Source organism: Pseudomonas sp. SMSB3 (genome assembly GCF_052041965.1).
Taxonomy (GTDB): Bacteria; Pseudomonadota; Gammaproteobacteria; order Pseudomonadales; family Pseudomonadaceae; genus Aquipseudomonas.
This window is the reverse complement of the sequence record NZ_JBKGGV010000006.1, coordinates 23,499-46,249: the sequence shown is the minus strand read 5'-3', so window position 1 is coordinate 46,249 and position 22,751 is coordinate 23,499. Positions and strand designations below refer to the sequence as shown.

At 60.4% G+C, this 22,751-nt stretch carries 28 protein-coding genes; 15 read left to right on the top strand and 13 right to left on the bottom strand.

Translation table 11 applies throughout. From position 1 onward, the window contains the following. Nucleotides 1-77 precede the first annotated feature (77 nt). Both ACLEJW_RS11990 and ACLEJW_RS11985 read left to right on the top strand, forming a co-directional pair. Nucleotides 78-896: an AraC family transcriptional regulator gene (locus ACLEJW_RS11990; protein ID WP_313302324.1), complete on the top strand. Its 819-nt coding sequence runs from the start codon at nucleotides 78-80 to the stop codon at nucleotides 894-896. Between the two features lie 61 nt (nucleotides 897-957). Then, nucleotides 958-1,572, top strand: coding sequence for a LysE family translocator (locus ACLEJW_RS11985; RefSeq protein WP_313302321.1), 615 nt, complete (start codon nucleotides 958-960; stop codon nucleotides 1,570-1,572). Here ACLEJW_RS11985 and ACLEJW_RS11980 read toward each other — a convergent pair. Further along, complete coding sequence (locus ACLEJW_RS11980; RefSeq protein ID WP_313457276.1) at nucleotides 1,520-2,245, bottom strand: metallophosphoesterase; 726 nt, start codon at nucleotides 2,243-2,245, stop codon at nucleotides 1,520-1,522. The genes ACLEJW_RS11985 and ACLEJW_RS11980 overlap by 53 nt on opposite strands. 179 nt (nucleotides 2,246-2,424) lie before the next feature. On the opposite strand from ACLEJW_RS11980, the gene ACLEJW_RS11975 reads away from it, so the two are divergent. After that, the gene (locus ACLEJW_RS11975; RefSeq protein ID WP_145192944.1) at nucleotides 2,425-2,667 is read left to right on the top strand and encodes a hypothetical protein; all 243 of its coding nucleotides are present in this window, start codon (nucleotides 2,425-2,427) and stop codon (nucleotides 2,665-2,667) included. Nucleotides 2,668-2,675: 8 nt separating this feature from the next. Here the strand turns inward: ACLEJW_RS11975 and ACLEJW_RS11970 are convergent, their stop codons facing one another. Then, a complete protein-coding gene (locus ACLEJW_RS11970; protein WP_313302314.1) occupies nucleotides 2,676-3,176 on the bottom strand; it encodes a methylated-DNA--[protein]-cysteine S-methyltransferase in 501 nt (166 codons plus the stop codon). A 192-nt stretch (nucleotides 3,177-3,368) separates the two neighbouring features. On the opposite strand from ACLEJW_RS11970, the gene ACLEJW_RS11965 reads away from it, so the two are divergent. Continuing rightward, nucleotides 3,369-3,521: a hypothetical protein gene (locus ACLEJW_RS11965; RefSeq protein WP_178108386.1), complete on the top strand. Its 153-nt coding sequence runs from the start codon at nucleotides 3,369-3,371 to the stop codon at nucleotides 3,519-3,521. A gap of 60 nt (nucleotides 3,522-3,581) precedes the next feature. Here ACLEJW_RS11965 and ACLEJW_RS11960 read toward each other — a convergent pair whose 3' ends face one another. Continuing rightward, nucleotides 3,582-3,911: a hypothetical protein gene (locus ACLEJW_RS11960; RefSeq protein WP_313302335.1), complete on the bottom strand. Its 330-nt coding sequence runs from the start codon at nucleotides 3,909-3,911 to the stop codon at nucleotides 3,582-3,584. A gap of 147 nt (nucleotides 3,912-4,058) precedes the next feature. On the opposite strand from ACLEJW_RS11960, the gene ACLEJW_RS11955 reads away from it, so the two are divergent. Together ACLEJW_RS11955 and ACLEJW_RS11950 are read left to right on the top strand one after the other, a co-directional pair. Further along, a complete protein-coding gene (locus tag ACLEJW_RS11955; protein WP_313645667.1) occupies nucleotides 4,059-4,406 on the top strand; it encodes a hypothetical protein in 348 nt (115 codons plus the stop codon). A 272-nt stretch (nucleotides 4,407-4,678) separates the two neighbouring features. Beyond that, nucleotides 4,679-4,915 carry a hypothetical protein gene (locus ACLEJW_RS11950; protein WP_145192948.1) on the top strand — a complete coding sequence of 79 codons (237 nt, stop codon included), beginning with the start codon at nucleotides 4,679-4,681 and terminating at the stop codon, nucleotides 4,913-4,915. Between the two features lie 7 nt (nucleotides 4,916-4,922). Here ACLEJW_RS11950 and umuC read toward each other — a convergent pair whose 3' ends face one another. Further along, nucleotides 4,923-6,197 (bottom strand): translesion error-prone DNA polymerase V subunit UmuC, encoded by a 1,275-nt coding sequence (gene umuC / locus ACLEJW_RS11945; protein WP_313302333.1) that lies wholly within the window; start codon nucleotides 6,195-6,197, stop codon nucleotides 4,923-4,925. Continuing rightward, complete coding sequence (locus ACLEJW_RS11940; protein WP_145192952.1) at nucleotides 6,187-6,615, bottom strand: LexA family protein; 429 nt, start codon at nucleotides 6,613-6,615, stop codon at nucleotides 6,187-6,189. The genes umuC and ACLEJW_RS11940 overlap by 11 nt, the downstream gene beginning before the upstream one ends. A gap of 102 nt (nucleotides 6,616-6,717) precedes the next feature. On the opposite strand from ACLEJW_RS11940, the gene ACLEJW_RS11935 reads away from it, so the two are divergent. From ACLEJW_RS11935 to ACLEJW_RS11925, 3 genes are all read left to right on the top strand, one after another. Next, nucleotides 6,718-7,437, top strand: a complete 720-nt coding sequence (locus ACLEJW_RS11935; protein WP_145192955.1) for an SOS response-associated peptidase — start codon at nucleotides 6,718-6,720, stop codon at nucleotides 7,435-7,437. A gap of 28 nt (nucleotides 7,438-7,465) precedes the next feature. After that, nucleotides 7,466-7,786 (top strand): hypothetical protein, encoded by a 321-nt coding sequence (locus tag ACLEJW_RS11930; protein WP_145192957.1) that lies wholly within the window; start codon nucleotides 7,466-7,468, stop codon nucleotides 7,784-7,786. A 91-nt stretch (nucleotides 7,787-7,877) separates the two neighbouring features. Next, nucleotides 7,878-8,495: a polysaccharide lyase family 7 protein gene (locus tag ACLEJW_RS11925; protein WP_440777595.1), complete on the top strand. Its 618-nt coding sequence runs from the start codon at nucleotides 7,878-7,880 to the stop codon at nucleotides 8,493-8,495. A gap of 104 nt (nucleotides 8,496-8,599) precedes the next feature. Here ACLEJW_RS11925 and ACLEJW_RS11920 read toward each other — a convergent pair whose 3' ends face one another. The 5 genes from ACLEJW_RS11920 to ACLEJW_RS11900 form a co-directional block, all read right to left on the bottom strand. Then, complete coding sequence (locus tag ACLEJW_RS11920; RefSeq protein ID WP_145192962.1) at nucleotides 8,600-9,076, bottom strand: nuclear transport factor 2 family protein; 477 nt, start codon at nucleotides 9,074-9,076, stop codon at nucleotides 8,600-8,602. A gap of 72 nt (nucleotides 9,077-9,148) precedes the next feature. After that, complete coding sequence (locus tag ACLEJW_RS11915; RefSeq protein WP_440777594.1) at nucleotides 9,149-9,721, bottom strand: TetR/AcrR family transcriptional regulator; 573 nt, start codon at nucleotides 9,719-9,721, stop codon at nucleotides 9,149-9,151. Between the two features lie 114 nt (nucleotides 9,722-9,835). Further along, nucleotides 9,836-12,259 (bottom strand): TonB-dependent siderophore receptor, encoded by a 2,424-nt coding sequence (locus ACLEJW_RS11910; RefSeq protein WP_440777593.1) that lies wholly within the window; start codon nucleotides 12,257-12,259, stop codon nucleotides 9,836-9,838. A gap of 105 nt (nucleotides 12,260-12,364) precedes the next feature. Beyond that, on the bottom strand, nucleotides 12,365-13,288 hold the full coding sequence (locus ACLEJW_RS11905) for a FecR domain-containing protein (protein ID WP_313457263.1): 924 nt from the start codon (nucleotides 13,286-13,288) through the stop codon (nucleotides 12,365-12,367). Beyond that, the gene (locus ACLEJW_RS11900; protein ID WP_145192970.1) at nucleotides 13,285-13,800 is read right to left on the bottom strand and encodes a sigma-70 family RNA polymerase sigma factor; all 516 of its coding nucleotides are present in this window, start codon (nucleotides 13,798-13,800) and stop codon (nucleotides 13,285-13,287) included. The genes ACLEJW_RS11905 and ACLEJW_RS11900 overlap by 4 nt, the downstream gene beginning before the upstream one ends. 214 nt (nucleotides 13,801-14,014) lie before the next feature. Here ACLEJW_RS11900 and ACLEJW_RS11895 point away from each other — a divergent pair, with 214 nt between their 5' ends. Both ACLEJW_RS11895 and ACLEJW_RS11890 read left to right on the top strand, forming a co-directional pair. Then, nucleotides 14,015-14,596 carry an N-acetyltransferase family protein gene (locus tag ACLEJW_RS11895; RefSeq protein ID WP_440777592.1) on the top strand — a complete coding sequence of 194 codons (582 nt, stop codon included), beginning with the start codon at nucleotides 14,015-14,017 and terminating at the stop codon, nucleotides 14,594-14,596. Between the two features lie 9 nt (nucleotides 14,597-14,605). Beyond that, a complete protein-coding gene (locus ACLEJW_RS11890; protein ID WP_440777591.1) occupies nucleotides 14,606-14,962 on the top strand; it encodes a cupin domain-containing protein in 357 nt (118 codons plus the stop codon). A gap of 266 nt (nucleotides 14,963-15,228) precedes the next feature. Here ACLEJW_RS11890 and ACLEJW_RS11885 read toward each other — a convergent pair whose 3' ends face one another. Next, nucleotides 15,229-16,221, bottom strand: coding sequence for a hypothetical protein (locus tag ACLEJW_RS11885; protein WP_440777590.1), 993 nt, complete (start codon nucleotides 16,219-16,221; stop codon nucleotides 15,229-15,231). Between the two features lie 393 nt (nucleotides 16,222-16,614). Here ACLEJW_RS11885 and ACLEJW_RS11880 point away from each other — a divergent pair, with 393 nt between their 5' ends. After that, on the top strand, nucleotides 16,615-17,136 hold the full coding sequence (locus tag ACLEJW_RS11880) for a GrpB family protein (RefSeq protein WP_145192980.1): 522 nt from the start codon (nucleotides 16,615-16,617) through the stop codon (nucleotides 17,134-17,136). 240 nt (nucleotides 17,137-17,376) lie between these two features. Then, nucleotides 17,377-18,000 carry a nucleotidyltransferase family protein gene (locus ACLEJW_RS11875; protein ID WP_440777589.1) on the top strand — a complete coding sequence of 208 codons (624 nt, stop codon included), beginning with the start codon at nucleotides 17,377-17,379 and terminating at the stop codon, nucleotides 17,998-18,000. A gap of 41 nt (nucleotides 18,001-18,041) precedes the next feature. Here the strand turns inward: ACLEJW_RS11875 and ACLEJW_RS11870 are convergent, their stop codons facing one another. After that, nucleotides 18,042-18,323, bottom strand: coding sequence for a hypothetical protein (locus tag ACLEJW_RS11870; protein ID WP_440777588.1), 282 nt, complete (start codon nucleotides 18,321-18,323; stop codon nucleotides 18,042-18,044). A 370-nt stretch (nucleotides 18,324-18,693) separates the two neighbouring features. Here ACLEJW_RS11870 and ACLEJW_RS11865 point away from each other — a divergent pair, with 370 nt between their 5' ends. Continuing rightward, on the top strand, nucleotides 18,694-20,280 hold the full coding sequence (locus tag ACLEJW_RS11865) for an ABC-F family ATPase (RefSeq protein WP_145192982.1): 1,587 nt from the start codon (nucleotides 18,694-18,696) through the stop codon (nucleotides 20,278-20,280). Between the two features lie 162 nt (nucleotides 20,281-20,442). Next, the gene (locus ACLEJW_RS11860) at nucleotides 20,443-21,636 is read left to right on the top strand and encodes an MFS transporter (protein WP_145192984.1); all 1,194 of its coding nucleotides are present in this window, start codon (nucleotides 20,443-20,445) and stop codon (nucleotides 21,634-21,636) included. Here ACLEJW_RS11860 and ACLEJW_RS11855 read toward each other — a convergent pair. Beyond that, nucleotides 21,598-22,641 carry an alpha/beta hydrolase family protein gene (locus ACLEJW_RS11855; protein ID WP_313301655.1) on the bottom strand — a complete coding sequence of 348 codons (1,044 nt, stop codon included), beginning with the start codon at nucleotides 22,639-22,641 and terminating at the stop codon, nucleotides 21,598-21,600. The genes ACLEJW_RS11860 and ACLEJW_RS11855 overlap by 39 nt on opposite strands. Between the last annotated feature and the right edge of the window lie 110 nt (nucleotides 22,642-22,751).

Sequence of the window (22,751 nt, the reverse complement as noted above, 5' to 3'; positions counted from 1 at the left end):
GGCGCGCGGCCAGCAGCCTGATCGATGCTGTAGCATGCATGGTGCTGTCATCCTGCATTGCCAATCAAGGATCTGCCATGCCCACTGCCCGCCTGCAACTCTGGCGCGACCCAGCGCTGCCCTGGGTGGAAAGTCGCCGCGCCTGTCATAGCCGTGCCTGTTACCAGGCGCACAGTCACCCCACCCTGTCGATCGGTGCCGTGGATGCAGGCTACAGCTGGTTCACCGGCGCCAGTGACGGGCGCGAGCGGCTGACCCCTGGCACGCTGGTGCTGGTACCGGCGCAGCGAGTCCATGCTTGCAACCCTGATCCAGGTCGGGCCTGGAGCTACCAGATGCTGCACGTGGACGCCGGCTGGTTGACCCGCCTGCGCCTGGAGTCGGGCCTCGCTGCCGTCGGGCCCGGTGCGCCGGCACGCATCAGCCGGCAAGCGGTGCTGTACCAAGCCTTTTGCGCACTGAACGATTTGTTGTTTTCCAGTGCAAGCACTGGCGAGAAGGAAGCTGCGCTGGTGGCATTTCTCGGCGACCATGATTTTGCCGCGCAGCCTGCAGCGCAGGCCGCCCCGGCTCCGGTACTGGGTAGCGCTGCCTTGGCTGCGCTGATCGAATACATCCAGACCCAGGGCCCGGCTCAGCTGAACCTCCAGGCACTTGCGCAGCAGGCCGGACTCGGCCGTTATCAACTGATCCGCGCCTTCCGCGCGGCGACGGGTTTGACGCCGCATGCCTATCTGCTCAACGCACGGGTCAACCGCGCACGGCAACTGCTGCTCGATGGTCTGCACCTGGCCGATGTCGCCTACCAACTAGGCTTTGCCGACCAAAGTCATTTCCAGCGGGTGTTCAAGGCCCATGTCGGCGTCACCCCCGGCCAGTACCGCCAGGCGCAATAATCTTCAATACCCGCCTGGGTAGCTGATCGCAAACTGCGGCTTTGCTGACCAGAGGCCGCCCATGCAACAATTCCTGATCATCGCCTGCGCCCATTTTCTTGCACTGCTGTCGCCTGGCCCGGACTTTTTCCTGGTAGCGCGCACGTCCATTGCCGCAGGTTGGCGCCTGGCCAGCGGGGTCTGCCTGGGCATCGCCCTGGCCAATGCCCTGTTCATCGCCACGGCCTTCGCTGGGTTGGCCATCCTGCGTGAAGGCAGTGCGCTGTTCATCGCCCTGCAACTGGCCGGCGCGGGCTACCTGCTGTACATCGGGTCGTTGTTTGTGCGCCATGCTGGGCGCAGTGGATTGGCCTCGGTGGCTGCCAATACGCGAGTTCACAGCTGGTGGCGCAGCTTGGGCACGGGTTTTCTGTCAGCGTTGCTCAACCCCAAGAACGCCCTGTTCTATGCAAGCCTCGCTGGCATGCTCGCCAGCGCTAGCGTTGGCTGGAAGTGGGCCTACAGCTTCTGGATGTTCGGCGTCGTGCTGGTGTGGGACCTGCTGGTGGCGCTGGCCATCGGCAACCCGCTGTTGTTGCGGCGTTTCGTGCGTGCGCTGCCATGGCTGGAACGTGCGTGCGGGCTTATGCTGATGGCGTTGGCCGTGGCCCTGGTGTTCCATTTGGCGCGGGGTTAAGCAGGCGCAGGCGGTGCAGGTCCATCAGGCTGAAATGGCCACTGGCCCAGCCTGCGGTATCCAGATGCCAGACATTGCCTAGCCGCTTGGCCTGCAACACCGGCGTGTGGCCCACCACCAGCGCCTGCACGCCTCGTACCGGTGTGCCGTTGGCGCTTTTCAGGCGTCGGCGCGACCATTGGCACACTTCGCGCACCTGCGCGTCATCGTCGAACAGCAGGCTGTCACGCAGCGCCGGCCAATCGTCGAAGGGGCTGTCGGCGTGCAGCAGCCCTACCAGGCCAGTGGGCGTCTGCAGTTCCAGGGCGATCGGCAGCTGCAAAAACTGCTCGACGAACACCGCCTGCCGCTCCCTGGGGCTGTCGATGAACCAGCCACCCCCGGCAGCACGGTACATCTGCAGGTCGAGCCTGCCGCCGTGGAAGCAGCTGATCGCCAGCGCCTCATGGTTACCCTGCACCGCATGAAACCAAGGCTGGGCCAGCCAATCCAGGCACTGTTCGCTGTGCGGTCCGCGATCGACCAGATCGCCGACGCTGAATAGCCGGTCGACGGCCGGATCGAAATCTACCGCATCCAAGCACTGCTGCAAGCGTTGGAAATGCCCATGGATATCGCCCACAGCCAAATCACGCCCTTTGCTATTGGCGGCTACCCGCCGAAAACGGCTCATCACGTACTCCTGTGCGCTTGGCGCTGTCTGCCCTCAGCATGGCACAGTGCGATCCCAAGCGGCAGGCGATGATGGCACCTGCCGTGCTGGTGCAGGTGGATGGGCCAGTAGTATGCTCGGCACTTCGCTCATTGGGGGAATGGACTCACCATGAAACTCTGCGCCGCTTTGCGTGGCTTATGAAATTCCTGCTCGCGACACTGTTCAGCTTTGGCGTTACTTACTATGTGGTCGGCCTGTTGATCCAGGGCCACATGACTGACATCGCCGAAGGTCTGCGTCATCGGCCCGACGCGCCGACGCCTGGGGAGTACCTGCGCGAGGTGCAAGCCCATGCGCGCCGGGCACGTCGGCGCTATACGTTGGGTGCCGGAGCGGTGACGGCCCTGATCGTATGCCTGCTGCTGAGCTGGCTGAGCTGAGCTTGGCGTCAGAAATCCAGAGCCAGGCTCTTGCGCCCTTCCAGTGCCAGCAAGTACTGCTTGGCCGCCAGGCCGCCAGCGAAGCCGGTCAGGCTGCCTGACGCACCTATGACCCGGTGGCAGGGCGCGATGATGGAAATCGGATTGCGCCCATTGGCTGCCCCCACCGCACGTACGGCAAGGGGGCTGCCGATTTGCCTGGCAATGTCGCTGTAGCTGCGCGTCTCGCCAAATGGGATCGTCAGCAGTGCCGTCCACACCTGGCGTTGGAATGCAGTGCCGGCAAAATCCAGCGGCAGGTCGAACCGTCGACAGGACCCGGCGAAGTACGCTTGCAACTGCCGCGCGGTCTCGCGCAATAGCGGATGCTGGTCATCGCGGTGCAGCGCGCCGAGTCGTACCCGGTTATCCCGCTCGACTTCCCACAGTACTGCTGCCAGTCGCTCGCCGCGCGCAACGAGCGTGAGCGTGCCGACGGGAGACGGCAGGTAGGTGAATGCATTGGACATTACACAATCCTGTTGAAGATACGTGCGCTCACCTTAATACGGCTGCCTTGCCATCACACTCGGTTTCTTGCGCGTTAATCAATTGAGCAGCAATTAGCAGTGATGCCTTGCAATTAATTTGAAAATAAATGAATCGCTGCATTGCCGCGCAGGTCAAGAATTATGAATGCAGTAAGTCTGACGAGGTGAAACATGACCATCGAAGCAGAAACTCTCGCTGAACTGACCCAGGCCCTCAAAGCCCAGGGTGCCAAACGAGTGGCTGACCTGACATTCATCCGCGCGCCGTATCGGGTTGGCCATCGCTGGATCTGCAACGTCGAGCAACGCCGCGCAAACCGCTAAGTGCATGCTGTATGAGGGCCGGCCTCCCCGGCCCTCATGCACCCATGCCAATGCAGTCGTTCAGTCAAGGCACTCCCGCGCGGCAACCCGTAACTTGTTGGTCGACAAGAAGCTGCCTTTATAGAAAGTTGCTCGACTGCCCTCTTTCGATTCGATAACTTCCAATACTTCATCAGAAGCGATGGCACTCGGTGCGGTAATACGGTAGCCGTGATTGATCGACTTCTTTGTTGTCTGTGGTGACAGCGCCTGCCACTTCGGCAGTACGCAGGCGGTATATTCCGACGGCGACTTGGCTGTCAGTTTGCTCGCCGTGGGCTTACCGGGATTGGCGCAACCCACCAGACTCAACGCCACGGCGCCACTCAATACAATACGAAACATAGGCATTTGCATTTGACCCATCTGGAACATGGCGCATTCTAGCTCGGTTATCGCTTGAGCGGTATTGTCGAACCTTGCCCTCGCGCCAGGGTTAAGGCGCCAATGGGTTATTTCTTTAGGTGAGCGGAACGATTTCATACGGCCATGATTCTCATGCGTATCAAGCGCACTGTTCAGGAGAATCCCATGGTGTGGTGGCTGGAAATCCTCGCCCAATTCGTGACTTCCACGGGCCTTGCCGTGTCGAGCATCTTCGTCTTCTGGGCCTACACCCTGGCATTTGGCAGAGGCTACACAAAAGTGTTGTCGGCGGCGCTGGCAGCCGCACTGTTGAGCATTGCCGCATTCCCCCATGGGGTCAGCTTCGTGATGGGCAACCAACCCTTGCTTGGCAATGGCAGCGAATTCGTGCTGCTGCTGGCTGACGCCTTGGGCGTGATCACCGCCGTACTGGTTGCCTCGTTCTTCTTCAGCCCTGGGCGCTTGTTCGACGAAGCCTGAGGCCGGCTTATCGATCGGCCGCTCAGGGATTAGAGATCAGGCCCCTTGGTTCCAGTGATAGGCAATGGTCAATACCGCCACCACCAACACGACCTCGACCACCAGGTAGACGCCGTAAAAATCTTCCGCAAACATAGTTAGAACTTCCCCAGGCAGACAACAGACCAATGTTCGCCGCACCTCTGCGTGTTTCGGCGTATCGCTCAGAGCCGACGCCTGGCGCGGAAGTTCAGCCGAATTTCAACCTTCGTCGCATGCCTAGGAGAGACTTGATGAGTATTCGTAGCCTGGCTAAAAACCTGCCGGCTGACCCCGCTCGAGAAGGCTGGGTATTGGGCTGGGGTGTGCTGCGCGATCTTCATCCGTGGCATTTCGTCGATATCTATGCAGACCAGAGCACTGCTCAGGCTGAAGCGCGCCGTCGTGGTGAAGATTATGTCGTCGAGTTTGGCTCGCATCGACTTGGCTCGAACGACTTCATCTGTGGCGTGACGCCGCCTGAGGGCTGACAGGCGCTCAGCATTTGACCGTCCACAACTGATCGAGCCGCGTGGTATAGGACTGGCTCAACAGCTCCCTTCGCATTGCCCAATCCGGCGCAGCCGGCACGCTCGCGGTGCGCAAGGTACCCCTGCCCCAGCGCTGGTTGATATCGTCCATCACCTGCATCAGCCGGGCACAGTCCGGTGACTGCTCGAGCGCGAACAGGTCCTGGGAGAATTCGCCCGGTTGCCGTAGATCCATCAACAGCACCTCGGCCTTGCTGTAGCGCATGCCGGGGCGAAAGATGCGCGACACCGCGTCGGTCGCCAGGCGGGTCATCAGCAAGGTGTCGCAGGTCGGGTACGGCAGCTCGACCAAGGCGCCCTGGGCATGGTGCACCTCGTCGGGGTTGAGCATGCCGGTGCGAATGCTGATGCGCATGCGCTTGCACACCGAGCCCTGGGCGCGCAGTTTCTCCGCCGCACGGCCGACGTAGGTGGCGACCGCCTGTTTGATGGGTGCGAGTTCGCTCAGGCGCCTGCCGAACATGCGACTGCAGCAGATTTCCTGCTTCGGCGGCTCGGCCTCATCCAGCTCAAGGCACGAGGTGCCAGCCAGCTCGCGAGCGGTCTTCTCGATCACCACGCTGAATTTCTCTCGCAGCGTCCAGGCGTCGGCTTTGGCCAGATCCATTGCCGTGTGAATGCCCATCGCCTCCAAGTGCGCGCTCATGCGCCGGCCGACGCCCCAGACCTCTTTGACCTCGGTGTTGCGCAACACCCAATCACGCTTGAATGGCTCGGTAATGTCCACCACCCCGCCGGTCTGGGCCAGCAGGCGCTTGGCGGTGTGGTTGGCCAGCTTGGCCAGGGTCTTGGTCGTGGCGATGCCGACCCCCACCGGTATGCCGGTGCATTGGAAGATCTTCGCGCGCACCTGCCGGCCGAAATGAGTCAGGTCACCCTGGATGCCTGAGAGGTCGGCGAAACATTCGTCGATGCTGTACACCTCGGTCGCCGGCACCATCGACTCGATCAACGACATCACCCGCTCGCTCATGTCGCCGTAAAGCGCGTAATTGCTGCTGAAAGCCACGACGCCATGGCGGCGCAGCTTGTCCCTGGCTTGAAAATACGGCTCGCCCATCTTGACGTACGGCTTGGCGTCGTAGGACCTGGCGATCACGCAGCCATCGTTGTTGCTCAGCACCACGATTGGCGTCTTGGCGAGGTCCGGGCGGAACACGCGTTCGCAGCTCGCATAGAACGAGTTGCAGTCGATCAGCGCGAACACCGGCTCATTGCGCATGGTCACGCACGCTGTAGCGCACCACGCCCCAGAGCAGCAGCTCATCGCCTTCGAGGATATGCCGCGGCGGATAGGCGGGATTTTCCGACTTCAGCATCACTACGCCATCACGGCGATACAGGCGCTTGCACACGGGCTCGCAATTGACCGCAGCTATCACCACGTCGCCATGCTCGGCCTCACGGCTGCGATCCACGATGACAATGTCGCCTGAGTAGATACCCGCCCCTTGCATGCTGTCGCCTTCGACTTTCACCAGATACATATGGGGCGCACGCAGGTCAAAGAGTTCGTCAAGGGAGATATGGCCTTCCAGGTGGTCCGCTGCAGGCGAGGGAAAACCGGCAGGAACGCGAAATGCATAGAGCGGAAGAGGTTCAGTACTGCCGGCTGGCGTACCCAGGTAGGTGATGGTCATGGTGGAAGGTCCGATGCAAACTGTATGCATATACAGTAAATCCAGCATTGGCCGCCGGGTCAATCCTGGCTCGCGATAATTCTGACGGACGAGAGGTTAATCATGTGCGGACGGTACTCGATGTACGAGTCGATGGATCATTACTTGCGGCAATTGTCGCTGGATCTGGTGGTGATCAACGGCTATGACGCGGAACCGATCAGCCGCTACAACGTCGCGCCATCGACGCAGGTACCGCTGCTGCGCCAGGTTGAAGACGGCGTGCGTGTGGACCCGCTGCGGTGGGGCTGGTCGCCGTTCTGGGCCAAGGGCAAACGCCCCGACCCGATCAATGCCAGGGCCGAGACGGTCATGACCGGCAAGTTCTTCAGTGAGCTGTGGCCGGCCGGGAGAGCCTTGGCGCCGGCCAATGGCTGGTACGAGTGGCTGCCTGATCCTACCGAACCCAAGCGCAAGCAACCTTACTACATCACCAGCGCCGACGGTTTGCCGCTGTATTTCGCCGCATTGGCCCAGGCACACCCGGGGCTCGAAGCTGATCCGCGCGATGGCTTCGTGATCATCACCGCCGCTGCCGACCAAGGTTTGCTCGACATTCATGACCGCAAGCCCCTGGTGCTGGCGGCCGACACCGCGCGCGAATGGCTGGACCCGGCCACCACGGCCGAGCGTGCGGCAGCCATCGTGCAGCAGGGCTGCAGGCCGGCGGCAGAGTTTCACTGGTACCCGGTGGACAAGGCGGTCGGCAACGTGCGTAACGACAACGAGACGTTGATTGATCCGATAACTGACCAAAATGCTCAAGGTCAGCTAGAGTTTTAATGTGTACCCGCACCGTGAGATACCCATCATGCTAAAACAAGAAGCAGACGATGTGATTGAGCGTATCCGGGCCGACCTGATGCGCCATGGGGTGGTGATCGGTTTCGATCCGGAGCTGACCCCGGAGCAGTTCGGATGCGACCTGGACCATCATGTTGCGCACGCCAGAGACGATCAGGAAAACCGCGTCGTGCGTATCGTCATTCATGACGAGGGGCTATGGGCGCAACTTCGCCAGGGCACGGTCTACCGCTGCATCGTCAGTGAGTGCCAGGGCAAGCTGTTTGGCATGCCCATGACGATCGAGCCGAGGACCGATGCCTCCTACACCATTTTGTACAAGCTCTGAACGTCCATAGGGTTGGCTGCGGGCCAGCCAACCCTATGGACGTGCGTGGCACCCGCCGAAGGAATCGGAACTCTACGACAAGGAAGCGACCATGCAGTCTTTTGGTAACGTAACCGCTAACGGCAAGATTTATCTATACCCCGCCCTACCCCCCGCAGACCGCCTGTGGGTCGACGAGAACCAGCATGTGCATTATTGGTGTTCGGTTCAGGACGATGCGGCGGGCACTTCTCGATATCCGCGCACCGAGGGCCGGCAGACGCTGCCAGGCTCCAGCGAATCGTTCAACTGGACACCGGGCAGCGGCAGGCACGCGATGGCCGGCCGCGTGCGCGTGCAAAGCGCTCCATCCAGCGGCAAGGTCATCATCGGGCAGATTCACGCAGTCAACGCGCCCAACCCGTTTCTCATGGTGACCTGGTGGAGCGGCTCGGTACGCATCGAGTCACGCAGCTCGCCGCTTGGGCTTGCCCGCACGTTGTTGGAGAAGCCCGTAGCATTGGCGCAGACCTTCGAGTACAGCGTGCAGGTCGATGAGGGTGGAGAGCTCAGCGTTTCGCTCGATGAGCTGAGCACCAATATGGCCGTGGGTTCGGGCTGGAAAAAGTTTCAGTTCTACTTCAAAGCGGGTGCGTATGTGATTGATAACAAAGGGAAGGCATCGGAGGGAGGTTGGGTGGTTTATGAGGGATTTGAGGTCGTCGGTTGACCGACTGCAGCTTTCGAGTAGAGCCAGCGCTTACCTAGCCATACGAATGAGAGGTTAATGTCCGCAACCTGACCCTTTTAAACAAAGGATCTGGTTGCAGTGACTTACAGACCCAGCTCGGTCAGGCCCGGATGATCATCCGGGCGGCGTCCCAGAGGCCAATGGAATTTACGCTCGCTCTCCTGGATGGGCATGTCATTGATGCAGGCGAAGCGACGGTGCATCAAGCCATCGGCTTCGAACTCCCAATTCTCGTTGCCGTAGGAGCGGAACCAGTTACCTGAATCATCGTGCCACTCATAGGCATAACGCACGGCGATCCGGTTGTCGGTGAAGGCCCACAGTTCCTTGATCAGGCGGTAGTCCAACTCTTTTTTCCACTTGCGGGTCAGAAAAGCCTGTGCCTCTTCGCGATTGTTTGCAAATTCGGCTCGGTTACGCCATTGGGTGTTCAGCGTATACGCCAGGGCGATCTTTTCTGGGTTGCGCGTATTCCAACCATCTTCAGCGAGTCGGACTTTCTCAATTGCCGACTCGCGAGTGAAAGGCGGCAGTGGCGGACGAGCTTGTTCATTGGACATGGGGGTACCTCCAGGTGAGTGGATGAAGCAAGACGTTGCGCAGTGGTTGAATCAGGTTGTGACGGTCAAACCTTATGGTCGCTCGGCGTGGGTGAGCAGCAACTTGGCTATTTCTCTGGCGCTGTCGAGGGCGGTAAAGTCGCCCATCACCCGAGCGACGGTGATCGTGCCTTCTATCAGCAGGAAGAACTGCCGGGCTAACGCGAGCGGATCCTTCACGCCCAGTTGATTCGTCAGCTCCACGGTGTAATCCAGCAGCTTTTGTTTATGCAGCTTGGCGATCTGCCGGACAGGGTCCTCGGCATCACCGACCTCCCCTGCCGTGTTGATGAACGCGCACCCTCGAAAACCGTCAGATGCAAACCAACTGCTGAGCACATCGAACATGCCCAGTAATCGATCCTGAGGTGAACGGGCCTTTTCGCATTCGCTACGAAACCACTGCATCCAGCGGACATCGCGTGCGTTGAGCGCCGCTGCAGCGACGTCGTCTTTATTGGCGAAATGACGATAAATACTCTTGCGGGCAACGCCCGAGGTTTTTACCAGCAAGTCCATGCCAGTAGCATGGATGCCATTTTCGTAAATAAGCCTTTCAGCCGTGGCCAGAATCTTTTCGCGGGTATCGGTCATTTGCTTGTCCATGGATGCAGAGTAGAACGATCGTTCTCCACGGTCAAGCGAGTTTTACCCTATTTACCCGCTCCGGGCGTAAGGCTCAACGGCACCTAAAATAGCCCCCGCCACCGTCGAAGCCTCCTAAAAGGCATAGCGCGTACTAAACATCACATTACGTGGCTCCCCGTAGTAACCCGTAAAGAAAGTAGGATCCAGCGCGCTGAAGTACTTTTTATCGAACACGTTGTTCACATTGACGCTTGCGCTCAGGGCCGGAGTAACGTCGTAACGCGCCAGCAAATTGAACACCGCGTACTGCTGCTGAGTGGCCTTACCCTCGCTGGTGGTCAGGCTCAGGCCGCTTTGCCAGTTCATGCCGCCGCCGACGGTCAGGCGGTTCAGCTCCCCCGGTAGGCGATAGGTAGTCCAGAGCTTGACCAGGTTAGCCGGGGCTTCGGTTCTGATGCGCTCGTGATCGGCATCCTTGGTGATGCTGTGGCTGTAACTTGCGCTGACATTCCAATCGGTCAGGACCTCGCCATAGATCTCCATGTCGATACCGCGTGTCTTGGCGCCAGCCACAGCTCGATAGGCTGATTCACGCACAGTGCCCTCGACCGTCTCGCCAGTGGCCACGCCGAGGTTGTCCTGCTTGATCGCATACAATGCCAAGGCCGTGTTGACCCGGCCATCGAGGAACTCGCTTTTCAGGCCGATCTCGTAGTTGTCACCCTCGCGCGGCTCCAGCGTTCTGCCGCTTTGGTCACGAATCGCCTGTGGCTTGTAGATCTTGGTGTAGCTGGCATAGACCGAGTGGATGTCGTTGAGGTCGTAGACCACGCCAGCATAGGGCGTGACGAAGCCGCTTTCGCGCGTTTCGGCAGAATTGGAAGAGCGGGTATAGGGTGGGTTGTAGATCGCCTTCTTCTTGTAGCTGTAGTTACCGACGCGCGCACCGACAATCAGTGACAAGTCGTCAGCAGGCTTGAACCGGGCCACCAGATAAGCGGCGTCCTGCCGTATCGTCGTATCGTCATTCATCAGCTTGCCTACCGAAATCGGGCGGGCGGTGTCGTTGTCCCACTGGTAGATATTGTCGGGGCGCATTTCCAGGTCGTCGTCGTCCGGATCGCTGTAGTCGTGGAACTCCGAGGCGCTCAAGCCGAACACCAGCTCATGCTCGCGGCCGAAAAGCTCGAACGGCCCCTGGGCCATGGCATCGATTCCGAGCTGACGCTGGGAGCCGTAGCCGTCCCCACCATACAAGTAGGCACCCTCGCCGGTTTCACGATCCGGCGTGCCGCCGCTGAGCGATGCCAGCGAATAGTCACGGGCGCTGTACATGTTGTTGACAGCCACTTTCAGCTTCCAGTCATTGACCAGGCCCTGCTCCAGGGACGCGAAGGTGTTCAGGGTGTTTTGCCGACGATAGCTCCAGCGTGCGCCAGCGTTGGTGGAGCGTGGGAAATCGGTCTGCTGGCCGTCACTGTAGAACAGCGGAAAGCTGGCGAACGACACGCCACGTGGATCGTTCTTCTGGTAGTCGAAACCCAGGGTCAGCAGGGTGCTGTCTGTGAGGTCTGCCTCAAGAATGCCGTAGTAGGTCTGCTTTTCCTGTTGGTAGTGATCGATGTAGCTGTTGCCCTGCTGATAGGCCATGACGGCCCGCCCACGCAGGCGTGCATCGTCAGTCAGTGGGCCGGACATATCCACCTCGGTGCGGTAGGTGTCCCACGAGCCGGCGCCGGCGCTCACCGAGCCCTGGAATTGCACCGTAGGCCGCTTGCGAATCAGGTTGATGCTGCCCGATGGGTCGCCAGCCCCGGTCATCAGCCCGGTGGCCCCGCGGACGATCTCCACCCGGTCATAGATCGCGGTATCGGTCATGCTCTGCGGGCTCGCGCTCGTCTGCACGATCAACGACGTGGGGATGCCATCGAACTGGTAACTTTCGATCGCGTAACCCCGCGAATAGATGTTTACCCGCTCACTGTCGATGTTTTGTACGGAGAGCCCAGGCGTCTGCTTGAGCACATCGCTCAGCGTATTCAACTGCTGGTCCTCGATACGCTGGCGCGTCATCACGCTGACCGTTTGCGGTGTTTCGCGCAGCGAGAGTGCGAGTTTGGTGGCCGTGTTGGTGGACCCGGTCGTGTAGGAGCCGGTACCTTCTGTAGTAGCCCCCAGATCAGCGGCATTGATGCTGGTGGCACCCAGCTCCAGGGTCGCGCCGTTTTCGGTCTTGGCCAGTACGAACCGTTTCTCGCCGACCTGTACTACCCGCAAGCCGCTGCCCTGAAGCACACGGGCGAAGCCCTGATCCAGTTCGAAGCGGCCTTGCAGTCCTGGCGAACGCAAACCTGCGGTCTGTTCCGAGCTAAAGGTGATCATTACCCCGCTCACAGCGGCGAACTCGCTGAGCGCTCCCGCCAGGGTGCCGCTGCGAATGTCATAGTCGAGGGGTTTCGCCAGAGCAGGCTCCACCCGAAGTATCGATCCGGCGATACACAGGGCCAGTGCAGTCCGTTGAGCGCAGCGGGAAAAGAAGGTGATGCGTACTTGCATGAAAGCGTTCCTGTCAACGTTGGCAATGTGTGCGTCTGATGCGCACATGCAGGTAGAGCCGAAACAGGAATGAAAATCTGTTACCCACCCATGCAAAGAATTGCTTCACGCCGTCCGACGTTCGATTCTCACCCAGTAGCGTGTCAGACGACGTACCCGCACGGGGAGTGAGTCTTGCAGATTGGCGAGAGCGCCTTCGAGATCATCGAGCAGAAATGTGCCAGTGAGCCGCAACCCGGCGACATCTGACGAGCACGTAAGAAAACCATGGCGGTAGCGGGATAGCTCGACCAGTAGCTCGTCCAGTCGCCAGTCCAGCGCGACGAGCATGCCGCGCGTCCACGCCGAGCCTTGCTCTGCAGCCGGCTGCAACGGCCCGGTACCGACCGCGCTGAAGCTCACGGCCTGTCCCGCCGCGACGCGCAACGCCTGGCCAGGAGCCGATCGTGGGCAAACCTCTACCGCGTGGGCTTCAACGGCAACCCGAGTGATGCCATCGCCTTGGCGTACCGTGAAGCGGGTACCCAGCGCCTTGATCTGCCCTTCAGCGCTTTGCACGCTCAGTGCCCGGGAGTCTTTGGCAGTTTCGACGAGGATGGTGCCCTGGCGCAGGATAATCAGCCGCTGTTGGGTGCTGAATCGCACATCGACGCGGGTGTCGGCGTCCAGCATCAAAAGGCTGCCATCAGACAGCGTGATCTGCTTGCGTTGCCCGACGCTGGTCCTGTAGTCGGCGTCGGGTACTGAAACCCGGTAGCCGCCCCAGCCCAGCACGCCAACGCCAAGTAGAAGGCCAATCGTCTTTACCGCTGCACGCCTGTGCTGCCGAGCCTCCTCAAGCGTTGCGACGGCAAAGCCAGGAGGTGCCAGGCTCATGCGCTGTTGCAACTTCTCAACGCGAGCCCATGCCTTGGCATGCAACGGGTCAGCGTCAAGCCAGGCTTGCCATTGAGCCCGAGTGGCCGGCGTGGCGCCGCTGTCATGCAGGCGCACATACCATTCGACTGCCTGGGCGAGTGCCTGCGTCATTCTTCATCCATCAACAGGCAGTGCAGCATGCCTTTGGCCAAGTGCTTGCGCACCGTGCTCACCGACACCGCAAAACGCTGCGCGGTTTTTTCGTAGGTAAGCCCGTCCAGCTGCACGGCGAGAAAGATCTGCCGCGTGCGCTGGCCCAGGCCGTCAAGCATGCGATCGATGGCCACCAGGTTTTCCAGAATGATTGCACGGGTTTCTGCAGACGGCGCGTGGACTTCCGGCCTGGAGGCCAATACCTCGAGGTAGGCCTGCTCCAGGCTGCGACGGCGATAGAGATCGATGACCAGACCGCGAGCGATGGTCGCCAGGTACGGCCGCGGCTTGTGTAAAGCATCAGCCGTGCGCGCGAGCATCACACGAATGAACGTGTCCTGGGCAAGGTCAGCCGCATCGGCTGAACTGTTCAGACGCTCACGCAACCAACCGCGCAACCAGCCGTTGTGGTCGCGGTACAGGGCATGCAGGTGTTGGTTGACCGTGGCTTGGGTGTCCGATCTGGACATCTTCTTCACTCGACCCGAAACGCGAATAGGAATGTATCGCGATTGTAGGGGTGTTGAGGCTCACTGGGAAGTGAGAGCGTGGGTCCGCGTCGCGCCTCGTGTCGTCAATGTTCGCCCAGAGCAAGATGGCAACGGTACAACCCCCCTACCCTAAGCCCCTGCCGAAGGCGCAATCCTTGATGACTAACCACCCGATCCAATGGGAACCCTGTTCATGTCTATCGACTTCAGACCCGCACACGTGTCGGATGCGCGCGATATCGCGCGCTTCTTTCAACTGACATCGGAGGGCATGGCCGATTACATATGGAGCACGCTCGCCGCACCTGGGCAGGCGTTGCTGGATGTCGGCGCGTCTCGTTATGCCAGGGAGCAAGGCGACTTCTCCTACAAAAACTGTTTGATGGCCACGTTCGACGGACGCGTCATCGGCATGATGCACAGTTACGCCTTGGGTGAACGCGGCGACAGTCCGGCAGAAATGGACCCGGTCCTGGCGCCTTACGCCGACATGGAGATACCCAACACGCTGTACATCTCCAGCCTGGCCCTGGATGAGGCCTGGCGCAACCAAGGGTTGGGCGAGCAGTTTCTTCGCCAGGCCCAGCAACGTGCTGACGACGCCGGCCTGGAGGGCCTGTGCCTGATCGATTACGCAGACAACCACGGCGCACGCCGCTTCTACGAACGTCACGGGTTTCAGGTCGTCAAGACCTGCCAGATCGTTGCGCACCCGATGCTGAACGTAACCGGTGAAGCGTACTTGATGCATCGCCCCACTCATACACGTACCTGAGAGAACACCATGAACAACCTGACCGTATTCCGCGAACTGGATATCCAACCGGTGCGCGACCTTCCCTTCTTTGAAGAAGTCATGGAAGGCGACCCGCATACGCTGACCTCCAAGTACTACCACGATGAACAGCAAGGTCGTATTTGCGGGGAATGGGAAGCGAGTGTCGGGGCGTGGCGCATCGACTACAAAGTCTGGGAGTTCTGCCATGTCTTGAGCGGGCGCTGCGTCATCGAGCTGGAAGGTCGCGCTGCGGTCATCCTGGCCGCAGGTGACACATTCATCATCGAACCGGGCGCTAAGGGTAAATGGACCGTGCTCGAAGACATGAAGAAAAACTTCGTGATTCTCCTGCCTGCGAGCTAGGCATCCGCCTTTGTTGGCTTGCCTGCTGACGACACCTCGTTGCATCGCGTTTTCATCGGCCCACCTGGTCAGTACTTTTGTGCTCAAAGCACGCAAGGGTGGGCTCATGACTGGAATCAGCCCTGCGCTCATCGCGAATCAGCTTGGCTACAGCGTCGAGATGTTGCGTTCTATCTTCGCAAAATGGACGGCGGCGCGGCTGATAACTCAGGTGAGTGCTGCATAAAACGGGGGCACTTGTGCAACCCGCCTGAATTCATTCAGCCTCAGCGCACTATGAGTTCATCAGGAAAATAAACCCCCATGGAACCGTTGGTTCGAACTCCCAGCACCTCGCCGGCCAAGCTCTGCACCACCGTCTGCCCGCCCTCTATGAACGTTTTGCTGCGTTGATCCAGGGCTTGCACGCCCGGTGGCAGGCTAAAGTGCATCTGGCCCTGATCACAGCTGACCTGGATATCGGCCGGATAGTGAATAGCGCCGAAGTCGAAGGGTTGGTTTGCGTAGCCTCGCCACCAGTGCGCATCGCCATATGGGCGATCCAGAATCATGTTCAGTGAGCGCAGTTCGATTCCCAATAGCGTGGCCGGGCTCTCCTCGGACCTAGCCTCCCAACCCGTGGTACTTGAGAACACCTCTACCGGGCCAGGCCAGACGATACCCCCTAGCTCGGTACCTCGCGCCAGTGTGCACCGGTGCATCTTCCACTCGGAAAACGTGAAATGAGCACCGAATGGAAAGCGGAACTCTACTTCCCCAGGCTCACAGTTCCATCCTGCCAAGTCATGAGCGGACAGGGTCTCGACCGTCGCGAAACCGTGGCCCTGCGCCAGTTTCAGACGACGCACAGGCATACCCATGATGTGACCTGGTGTGCGATCGAAATCAGCCTGATCCAGGCTCTGCATGCCATAGGGCACTGGATCGCCGGACAGGTCGTTGAAAGGCTCCAGGTTGCGCAGATGGACCCGGGTACCCGCCGGAAGCACTAGATCCCCAAGCACTTCCTCGTGTTCGAGTCGGGGATTGTGCGAACGCCAATCCTGCCAGAGCCTGTGGGTGGACTCGATGTAAGGCAAGCTGCCGGCTGCCAGCAACATCAGCAACAAGCCGGACTTCCAGCGCCGCGCCAGCATATAACGACGACTTCGCGGAATCAGGAGGGCTATCAGGCCGGCGATGAAGAGCCAAAGAAAAACCTCGGAAAAAATGTAGATCATGTAGCCGAGCAACATGACCGGCAGATCGACGGGAATCATGGACGTCCTTGTGAGGCCTTCTATCGACGTTGCAGGATAAACCAGTGGGCAGTGGTGCCCCAAGCCCGATCCTGGCGCTCTACGTGCTGCAGTCGTCAACCACTTCCCCTCTCAAGATCTCGAGCATCCTCAAGGTGATCATTTGCCTATACACGGCAAGCGTCATTTTGAAAGGACCACTGCCAAGCACCGGCTCTGATCGTTCGGTGTCCGCCACGGGGGATCACAGCCGCCAGGGATGTTAGCTCGACAACGCCATTAGTTGTTGTGAGCTGACTTGCCAATCACCCAGCGACTGCTGCACTGCCGGGAGTCCGTCATCTCCCACTGGCCAACGCACAAGTCTTGGGCGAGAATTTAGCGCATACAAGCATTATCGACCAGGGAATGGCAATGGCACTGACCAGCAACATCGCTTGTTACAACCCCATCTGGCCCGCGCAGTTTCAGGCAGATAAATCGATCATTGCCTCGGCTTTTGGCGATGAGCTGATCGAGATACACCATGTTGGAAGCACATCCGTTCCTGAACTCGCAGCGAAGCCTGAGATCGATGTGCTCGTCGAGGTCCTCGATCACAAAAATGCTCAGGCGCGGGACCAGCTGTTGATGGGTTTGGGTTACCTTCGAGGAACTGATCTGACGACGGACCATCATTTCTACCGACGCAACGTGAATGGAGTTCGCACGCACAAGCTTCACGTTTGTACCCGTGGCCATCTTGCGGTTGCTCAGATGCTGAAATTCAGGGACTTGCTCAGATCCAACGCCCTAATGCGTCGCCAGTATGAGGAGCTGAAGCTCAGACTCGAGGCTAGCAACACAGGTGGGATGGCTGAATACTTGAAGAAAAAAGCGCCGTTTATCATCGACGCTTTATCGGGCCTAAACGGCGTTCAGAAACCCAACACCTGAAAGCGGCTGCGCAGGGATTGAGCCATACAGCCGTTGAGACATGTATGCGGACATACCGCCCGAAGTATCTAAGCTAGTAACCATTATAGGCGGCAGTCACTCACCGATATCACACGCCCACTGAATCCGAAACCGCATGGGAACAGTGCTGACGCGCTTGCCGGCGCAGCAAGCCAGTAAGATCGGGCGACTGCTGCAACATCAGTGGGTAAAGCCCAGCTGCAACAAGGTGATGGTTGAGTGGACAATATTTCGAGACTCGAAGCGATTATTTCAGATGATCCCACTCGTTTCCGGCTACTCGCAATAGTGCGCTCCTTGGGACTGCCAGACTGCTGGATCGGAGCAGGCTTTGTACGTAACGCAGTTTGGGATTATCTGCACGGGCGCGATGCATCCCCGATCTTAACAGACGTCGATGTCATCTGGTTTGATGCGCAGCGCTGCACACCGGAGCAAGATGAAGTATTGGAAGCAGTCCTTGGAGATCTAGAGCCGAACGTATCGTGGTCTGTGAAAAATCAAGCGAGAATGCATGCACAGAACGGCGATAAGCCATATCTTTCAGCGACGGACGCAATGCGCTACTGGCCGGAAACCGCAACGGCGGTAGCGGTGGCACTGCGAGAGAGAGGCTCACTCGAGATCGCGGCACCGTTGGGGCTTGATGATCTATTTGACTTGGTTATCAGGCCAGCAGGAAAGTTCGCTACAGAGAAAACTGCGGTTTTTCAAAGCCGCCTCACGTCCAAAAACTGGATGAAAACCTGGCCGAAGCTCAGGCTTGCGACCGTCGCGGGACATCCCATCCGTTCCGAAAAAATAACTTGGGCGCACGCGCATATTTTAGGAGAGAACCATTAAGGCTCGCCCCCTACACCCGGGCGGAGGCCGAAATAACCACCTCACATCTCTATTCCACGCTTCGCAACGACGCCAAGAACTACGCTGCGTTCTTCGAGTTCTGCTTCTTCACCCGGGTGGGTCCTGGCGAAGCCATGGGCCTGAAGTAGAAAGATGTCGACATCGCTCAGCGATCGGCAACGATTCGCCGGATCATCGTCAACCTGGCGCCGGAAAAGCCCACGAAGACCACGCATCACCGAGCGGTGCTGCTCAACGAGCGCGCGCTCGACGCCATTGCCCAGGCCAGTGGAAGGCGACGCTTCGGCGCATAGCCTACACATCGGCGCATCCTGTGAGCCCTTTTGTGTTCCAACCGAGCAAAGGTAGGCTGTGGATCAACGAGCCAAGTGTTACAATCCGCCACTTCAAATCAGCGCTCAAGGCGCTGAACATCCGTGAACGCCGTCAGTACGACACCCGCCACACCTACGCAACCATGTGCCTCATGTCTGGGATGAACCCTGCGTTCATTGCGAACCAGCTAGGCCACAGCGTCGAGATGTTGCTTTCGACCTACGCGAAATGGATCAGCTCCTCCTCGGATTGGAGGGAGCTGGAGAAGCTGCCGCCCCGAGTCGAATTGGCCCAAAATTGGCCCAGAACTGACGAGAGGGCCTAAATACACCTCTGGAACCCCCGCAGGACAAGCACTTGATCTCTACCGCCAACATCACCATGCAGTTCGGCTCCAAGCCGCTGTTCGAAAACGTTTCGGTCAAATTCAACAACGGCAACCGCTATGGCCTGATCGGCGCCAACGGTTGTGGCAAATCGACCTTCATGAAGATCCTCGGCGGCGACCTGGAGCCTTCCGGTGGCCAGGTCATGCTCGAGCCGAACACTCGCCTGGGCAAGCTGCGCCAGGACCAGTTCGCCTATGAAGAATTCACCGTGATCGACACCGTGATCATGGGCCATGGCCAACTGTGGAAGGTCAAGGCCGAGCGCGACCGCATCTACTCGCTGCCGGAAATGACCGAGGACGACGGCATGGCCGTGGCCGAGCTGGAAACCGAATTCGCCGAAATGGACGGCTATACCGCCGAGTCGCGTGCCGGTGAACTGCTGCTGGGCCTGGGTATTCCCCTGGAGCAGCACTTCGGCCCGATGAGCGAAGTGGCGCCGGGCTGGAAGCTGCGCGTGCTGCTGGCCCAGGCCCTGTTCTCCGACCCGGACGTGCTGCTGCTCGACGAGCCGACCAACCACCTGGACATCAATACCATCCGCTGGCTGGAAACGGTTCTCACGGCGCGTAACAGCACCATGATCATCATTTCCCACGACCGTCACTTCCTCAACAGCGTCTGTACCCACATGGCCGACCTGGACTACGGCGAGCTGCGCCTGTTCCCGGGCAACTACGACGAGTACATGACCGCCGCCACCCAGTCGCGCGAGCAGCTGCTGTCGGACAACGCCAAGAAGAAAGCGCAGATCGCCGAACTGCAGACCTTCGTCAGCCGCTTCTCGGCCAACGCCTCGAAAGCCAAGCAGGCCACCTCGCGGGCCAAGCAGATCGACAAGATCCAGCTGGCCGAGGTCAAGCCGTCCAGCCGCGTCAGCCCGTTCATTCGCTTCGAGCAGACCAAGAAGCTGCACCGCCAGGCGGTGGTCGTCGAGAAAATGGCCAAGGCATTCGACGACAAAGTGCTGTTCAAGAACTTTGATATCACCGTCGAAGCGGGCGAGCGCGTGGCGATCATCGGCCCCAACGGTATCGGCAAAACCACCCTGCTGCGCACCCTGGTCGGCGAAATGACCCCGGATGCCGGCTCGGTGAAGTGGACCGACAGCGCTGAAGTGGGCTACTACGCCCAGGACCATGCCCACGATTTCGAAGACGACATGACCCTGTTCGACTGGATGGGCCAGTGGACCAGCGGTGAGCAGGTCATTCGTGGCACCCTCGGGCGCATGCTGTTCTCCAACGACGAGATCCTCAAGTCGGTGAAGGTGATTTCCGGTGGCGAGCAAGGTCGCATGCTGTTCGGCAAGCTGATCCTGCAAAAGCCTAACGTGCTGGTGATGGACGAACCGACCAACCACCTGGACATGGAGTCGATCGAAGCGCTGAACCTGGCGCTGGAGAACTACCCGGGCACGCTGCTGTTCGTCAGCCACGACCGTGAGTTCGTGTCCTCGCTGGCGACCCGCATCATCGAGCTGAGCGCCGACGGCGTGGTCGACTTCAGCGGCACCTACGACGATTACCTGCGCAGCCAGGGCGTCGTGGTCTGATGTAACGGCCTGGCCGCTCGAAAGTGGCCAGGCCGATTGCTTGCTCAATTGCTTACCGCGGCAACGTGACGTCCTGTCGACTCATTCGTTAGCCTGCTTTCATTTTCTTCGCGTAGCGGCCATAGTTACGGCACGCCCAACCGCCCGCCCGCGAACGAGCCCATGACCGCGCCACAACACGCCCCCGCCAGCAGCACCTTCAGCGTCACCCTGCAGATCCTCTCGATCGTTTTCTATACCTTCATCGCTTTTCTCTGCATCGGCCTGCCGATCGCGGTGCTGCCCAGCTACGTGCATGACCAGCTCGGCTTTGGCGCGGTGATCGCCGGGGTAACCATTGGCTTGCAATACCTGGCTACCCTGCTCAGCCGTCCGTTTGCCGGGCGCGTGGCCGACACCCTGGGTGGCAAACGGGCAATCCGCTTTGGCTTGCTCGGCATCGCCGGCTGCGGCGTGTTGACGCTGTTGTCGGCCTGGACGTTGAGTGTGCCTGTTCTGAGCCTGGGGCTGCTGCTCGGCGGTCGCGTGCTACTGGGGTTGGCGCAAGGGCTGATCGGCGTGGCCACCCTGAGTTGGGGCATCAATCAGGTCGGCTCGCAGCACACGGCGCGAGTGATTTCCTGGAACGGCATCGCCTCGTACGGCGCCATCGCCATCGGTGCGCCGCTGGGCGTGCTGGCAGTGGCTGGCCTGGATTTCAGCGTGCTCGGCCCTGCGCTGCTGCTGCTCTCAGGGTTGGCACTATGGGTCCTGCGCAAGCGCCCCGACATGCCGGTGACGCGCGGCGAGCGCCTGCCGTTCTGGTCGGCATTCGCGCGTGTGGCACCCTGCGGGTTGGGCTTGACCCTGGCCTCGATCGGCTACGGCACACTGACCACGTTCGTGACCCTGTACTACCTGGAACGCGGCTGGGTAGGTGCAGCCTGGTGCCTGAGCGCCTTCGGCCTGTGCTTCATCGTTTCACGGTTGCTGTTCGTCAATGCGGTGAACCGCTTTGGCGGCTACAACGTGGCCGTGGCCTGCATGGCGACTGAAGTGCTGGGGCTGGCGCTGCTGTGGCTTGCACCGTCGCCGGCGTGGTCGCTGGTAGGCGCCGGGCTGACGGGCTTTGGTCTGTCGCTGGTGTACCCGGCGCTGGGCGTCGAAGCGATCAAGCAGGTACCGAGCAGCAGCCGCGGCGCCGGGCTGGGCGCCTACGCCGTATTCTTCGACATGGCGCTGGCGATTGCCGGGCCATTGATGGGCGCAGTGGCGGTGCACCTGGGTTACGCCTCGATCTTCGGCGTGGCCGCCCTGCTTGCCCTGGCAGGCGTTGGCTTAACGCTGGCCTTGGCGCGGCGCGGCCAGCGCCGCTGAGGCTTCGATCGACGCTGCTGCGCCCAAGGCTTGAGAAAAAAAGGCGGCCGTATCACGCTGCAGCGAGCGATGAATATGCCTGCGATCGACGCCCTCGGCGTCCTTGCAGAGCGCCGGCATGCGTGCGCGCTGCGGCGCATCGCAACCGGCCATGAACACGAAGTGTCCGGCGCCTGCCAGCAAATGGTAGTCAGGCGTGATCGGCAGCTTGCGCGCCAGAGCCTCTGCATTGCGGTCGACCGCGACCAGCTGATCGCCGTCGCCGCTGTAGATCAGCGCCGGCACGTGCACACCGGCCAGGGCATGGCGGCCGAACATCAGGCTCAGCGGCGCCATCAGCATCAAGGCGCCGACCCGCGCATCGGCCTTGGGCGCCAGCTCGCTGCGGTCGGCAATCAGCACGCCGTGGGTTTTGCAGGCGTCGGCGTCGCTGGGGCGCTCCAGGCAATAGGTGCGCAGCCGCTGCAGATCTGGCTGCGCGCCGGATAGGATCAACGCAGTTTCACCCCCTGCCGAATAGCCGATCACCCCCACCTTGCCGTCGTTCAGGGCAGGGCCCAGCAAGGTGTCCTCGCGGGCGGCGCTGATCGCCTCGCTGACTTGCAGAGGCCGGCCGTAGAGGTTGCTCAGGGTACCCAGGCGGCTGGGGTCGCGGGCATTGTCGCCGGGGTGGATGACCGCGACCACCACGAAGCCCTGGCGCGCCAGGCTGGTCGCCAGGTAGTGCAGCGCAAGCGGACTGCCGGTGTTGCCGTGGGACAGCATCAGCAGCGGGAATTGCCCCCGGGCCACTGGCGCTTCCCGCACTACGTCGAGCGAGTAACCGTCGATGCGCGCAGTGCGCGGCGTGCCGTGGGCCGGATAGAACGCCAGGGCCTGCATGGGCCGGGCATCGACTGGGTCATCCAGGATCATCTGGTGAAGGCCAGCGACCCAAGGCGCGGCCTCGGCCTGGGCGATCAGCCCGCTCAATAGCACCGCCAGCATGCAGCGCAAGGTATTCATCGGCCAGTGCATTCCACGACGAGCATGAGGTTAGCGTCAGCATAGAGCTGGCTTGCCGCTGGCAGATGAAAAGTGCATGAAAAAAACCGGCTGGCGCTAGGCGCATCAGC

Coding starts and splice junctions, on each gene's coding strand:
- ACLEJW_RS11990 (WP_313302324.1), top strand. CDS start 78: ATGCCCACTGCCCGCCTGCAACTCTGGCGCGACCCAGCGCTGCCCTGG.
- ACLEJW_RS11985 (WP_313302321.1), top strand. CDS start 958: ATGCAACAATTCCTGATCATCGCCTGCGCCCATTTTCTTGCACTGCTG.
- ACLEJW_RS11980 (WP_313457276.1), bottom strand. CDS start 2,245: ATGAGCCGTTTTCGGCGGGTAGCCGCCAATAGCAAAGGGCGTGATTTG.
- ACLEJW_RS11975 (WP_145192944.1), top strand. CDS start 2,425: ATGAAATTCCTGCTCGCGACACTGTTCAGCTTTGGCGTTACTTACTAT.
- ACLEJW_RS11970 (WP_313302314.1), bottom strand. CDS start 3,176: ATGTCCAATGCATTCACCTACCTGCCGTCTCCCGTCGGCACGCTCACG.
- ACLEJW_RS11965 (WP_178108386.1), top strand. CDS start 3,369: ATGACCATCGAAGCAGAAACTCTCGCTGAACTGACCCAGGCCCTCAAA.
- ACLEJW_RS11960 (WP_313302335.1), bottom strand. CDS start 3,911: ATGCCTATGTTTCGTATTGTATTGAGTGGCGCCGTGGCGTTGAGTCTG.
- ACLEJW_RS11955 (WP_313645667.1), top strand. CDS start 4,059: ATGCGTATCAAGCGCACTGTTCAGGAGAATCCCATGGTGTGGTGGCTG.
- ACLEJW_RS11950 (WP_145192948.1), top strand. CDS start 4,679: ATGAGTATTCGTAGCCTGGCTAAAAACCTGCCGGCTGACCCCGCTCGA.
- umuC (WP_313302333.1), bottom strand. CDS start 6,197: ATGCGCAATGAGCCGGTGTTCGCGCTGATCGACTGCAACTCGTTCTAT.
- ACLEJW_RS11940 (WP_145192952.1), bottom strand. CDS start 6,615: ATGACCATCACCTACCTGGGTACGCCAGCCGGCAGTACTGAACCTCTT.
- ACLEJW_RS11935 (WP_145192955.1), top strand. CDS start 6,718: ATGTGCGGACGGTACTCGATGTACGAGTCGATGGATCATTACTTGCGG.
- ACLEJW_RS11930 (WP_145192957.1), top strand. CDS start 7,466: ATGCTAAAACAAGAAGCAGACGATGTGATTGAGCGTATCCGGGCCGAC.
- ACLEJW_RS11925 (WP_440777595.1), top strand. CDS start 7,878: ATGCAGTCTTTTGGTAACGTAACCGCTAACGGCAAGATTTATCTATAC.
- ACLEJW_RS11920 (WP_145192962.1), bottom strand. CDS start 9,076: ATGTCCAATGAACAAGCTCGTCCGCCACTGCCGCCTTTCACTCGCGAG.
- ACLEJW_RS11915 (WP_440777594.1), bottom strand. CDS start 9,721: ATGGACAAGCAAATGACCGATACCCGCGAAAAGATTCTGGCCACGGCT.
- ACLEJW_RS11910 (WP_440777593.1), bottom strand. CDS start 12,259: ATGCAAGTACGCATCACCTTCTTTTCCCGCTGCGCTCAACGGACTGCA.
- ACLEJW_RS11905 (WP_313457263.1), bottom strand. CDS start 13,288: ATGACGCAGGCACTCGCCCAGGCAGTCGAATGGTATGTGCGCCTGCAT.
- ACLEJW_RS11900 (WP_145192970.1), bottom strand. CDS start 13,800: ATGTCCAGATCGGACACCCAAGCCACGGTCAACCAACACCTGCATGCC.
- ACLEJW_RS11895 (WP_440777592.1), top strand. CDS start 14,015: ATGTCTATCGACTTCAGACCCGCACACGTGTCGGATGCGCGCGATATC.
- ACLEJW_RS11890 (WP_440777591.1), top strand. CDS start 14,606: ATGAACAACCTGACCGTATTCCGCGAACTGGATATCCAACCGGTGCGC.
- ACLEJW_RS11885 (WP_440777590.1), bottom strand. CDS start 16,221: ATGATTCCCGTCGATCTGCCGGTCATGTTGCTCGGCTACATGATCTAC.
- ACLEJW_RS11880 (WP_145192980.1), top strand. CDS start 16,615: ATGGCACTGACCAGCAACATCGCTTGTTACAACCCCATCTGGCCCGCG.
- ACLEJW_RS11870 (WP_440777588.1), bottom strand. CDS start 18,323: ATGTGTAGGCTATGCGCCGAAGCGTCGCCTTCCACTGGCCTGGGCAAT.
- ACLEJW_RS11860 (WP_145192984.1), top strand. CDS start 20,443: ATGACCGCGCCACAACACGCCCCCGCCAGCAGCACCTTCAGCGTCACC.
- ACLEJW_RS11855 (WP_313301655.1), bottom strand. CDS start 22,641: ATGAATACCTTGCGCTGCATGCTGGCGGTGCTATTGAGCGGGCTGATC.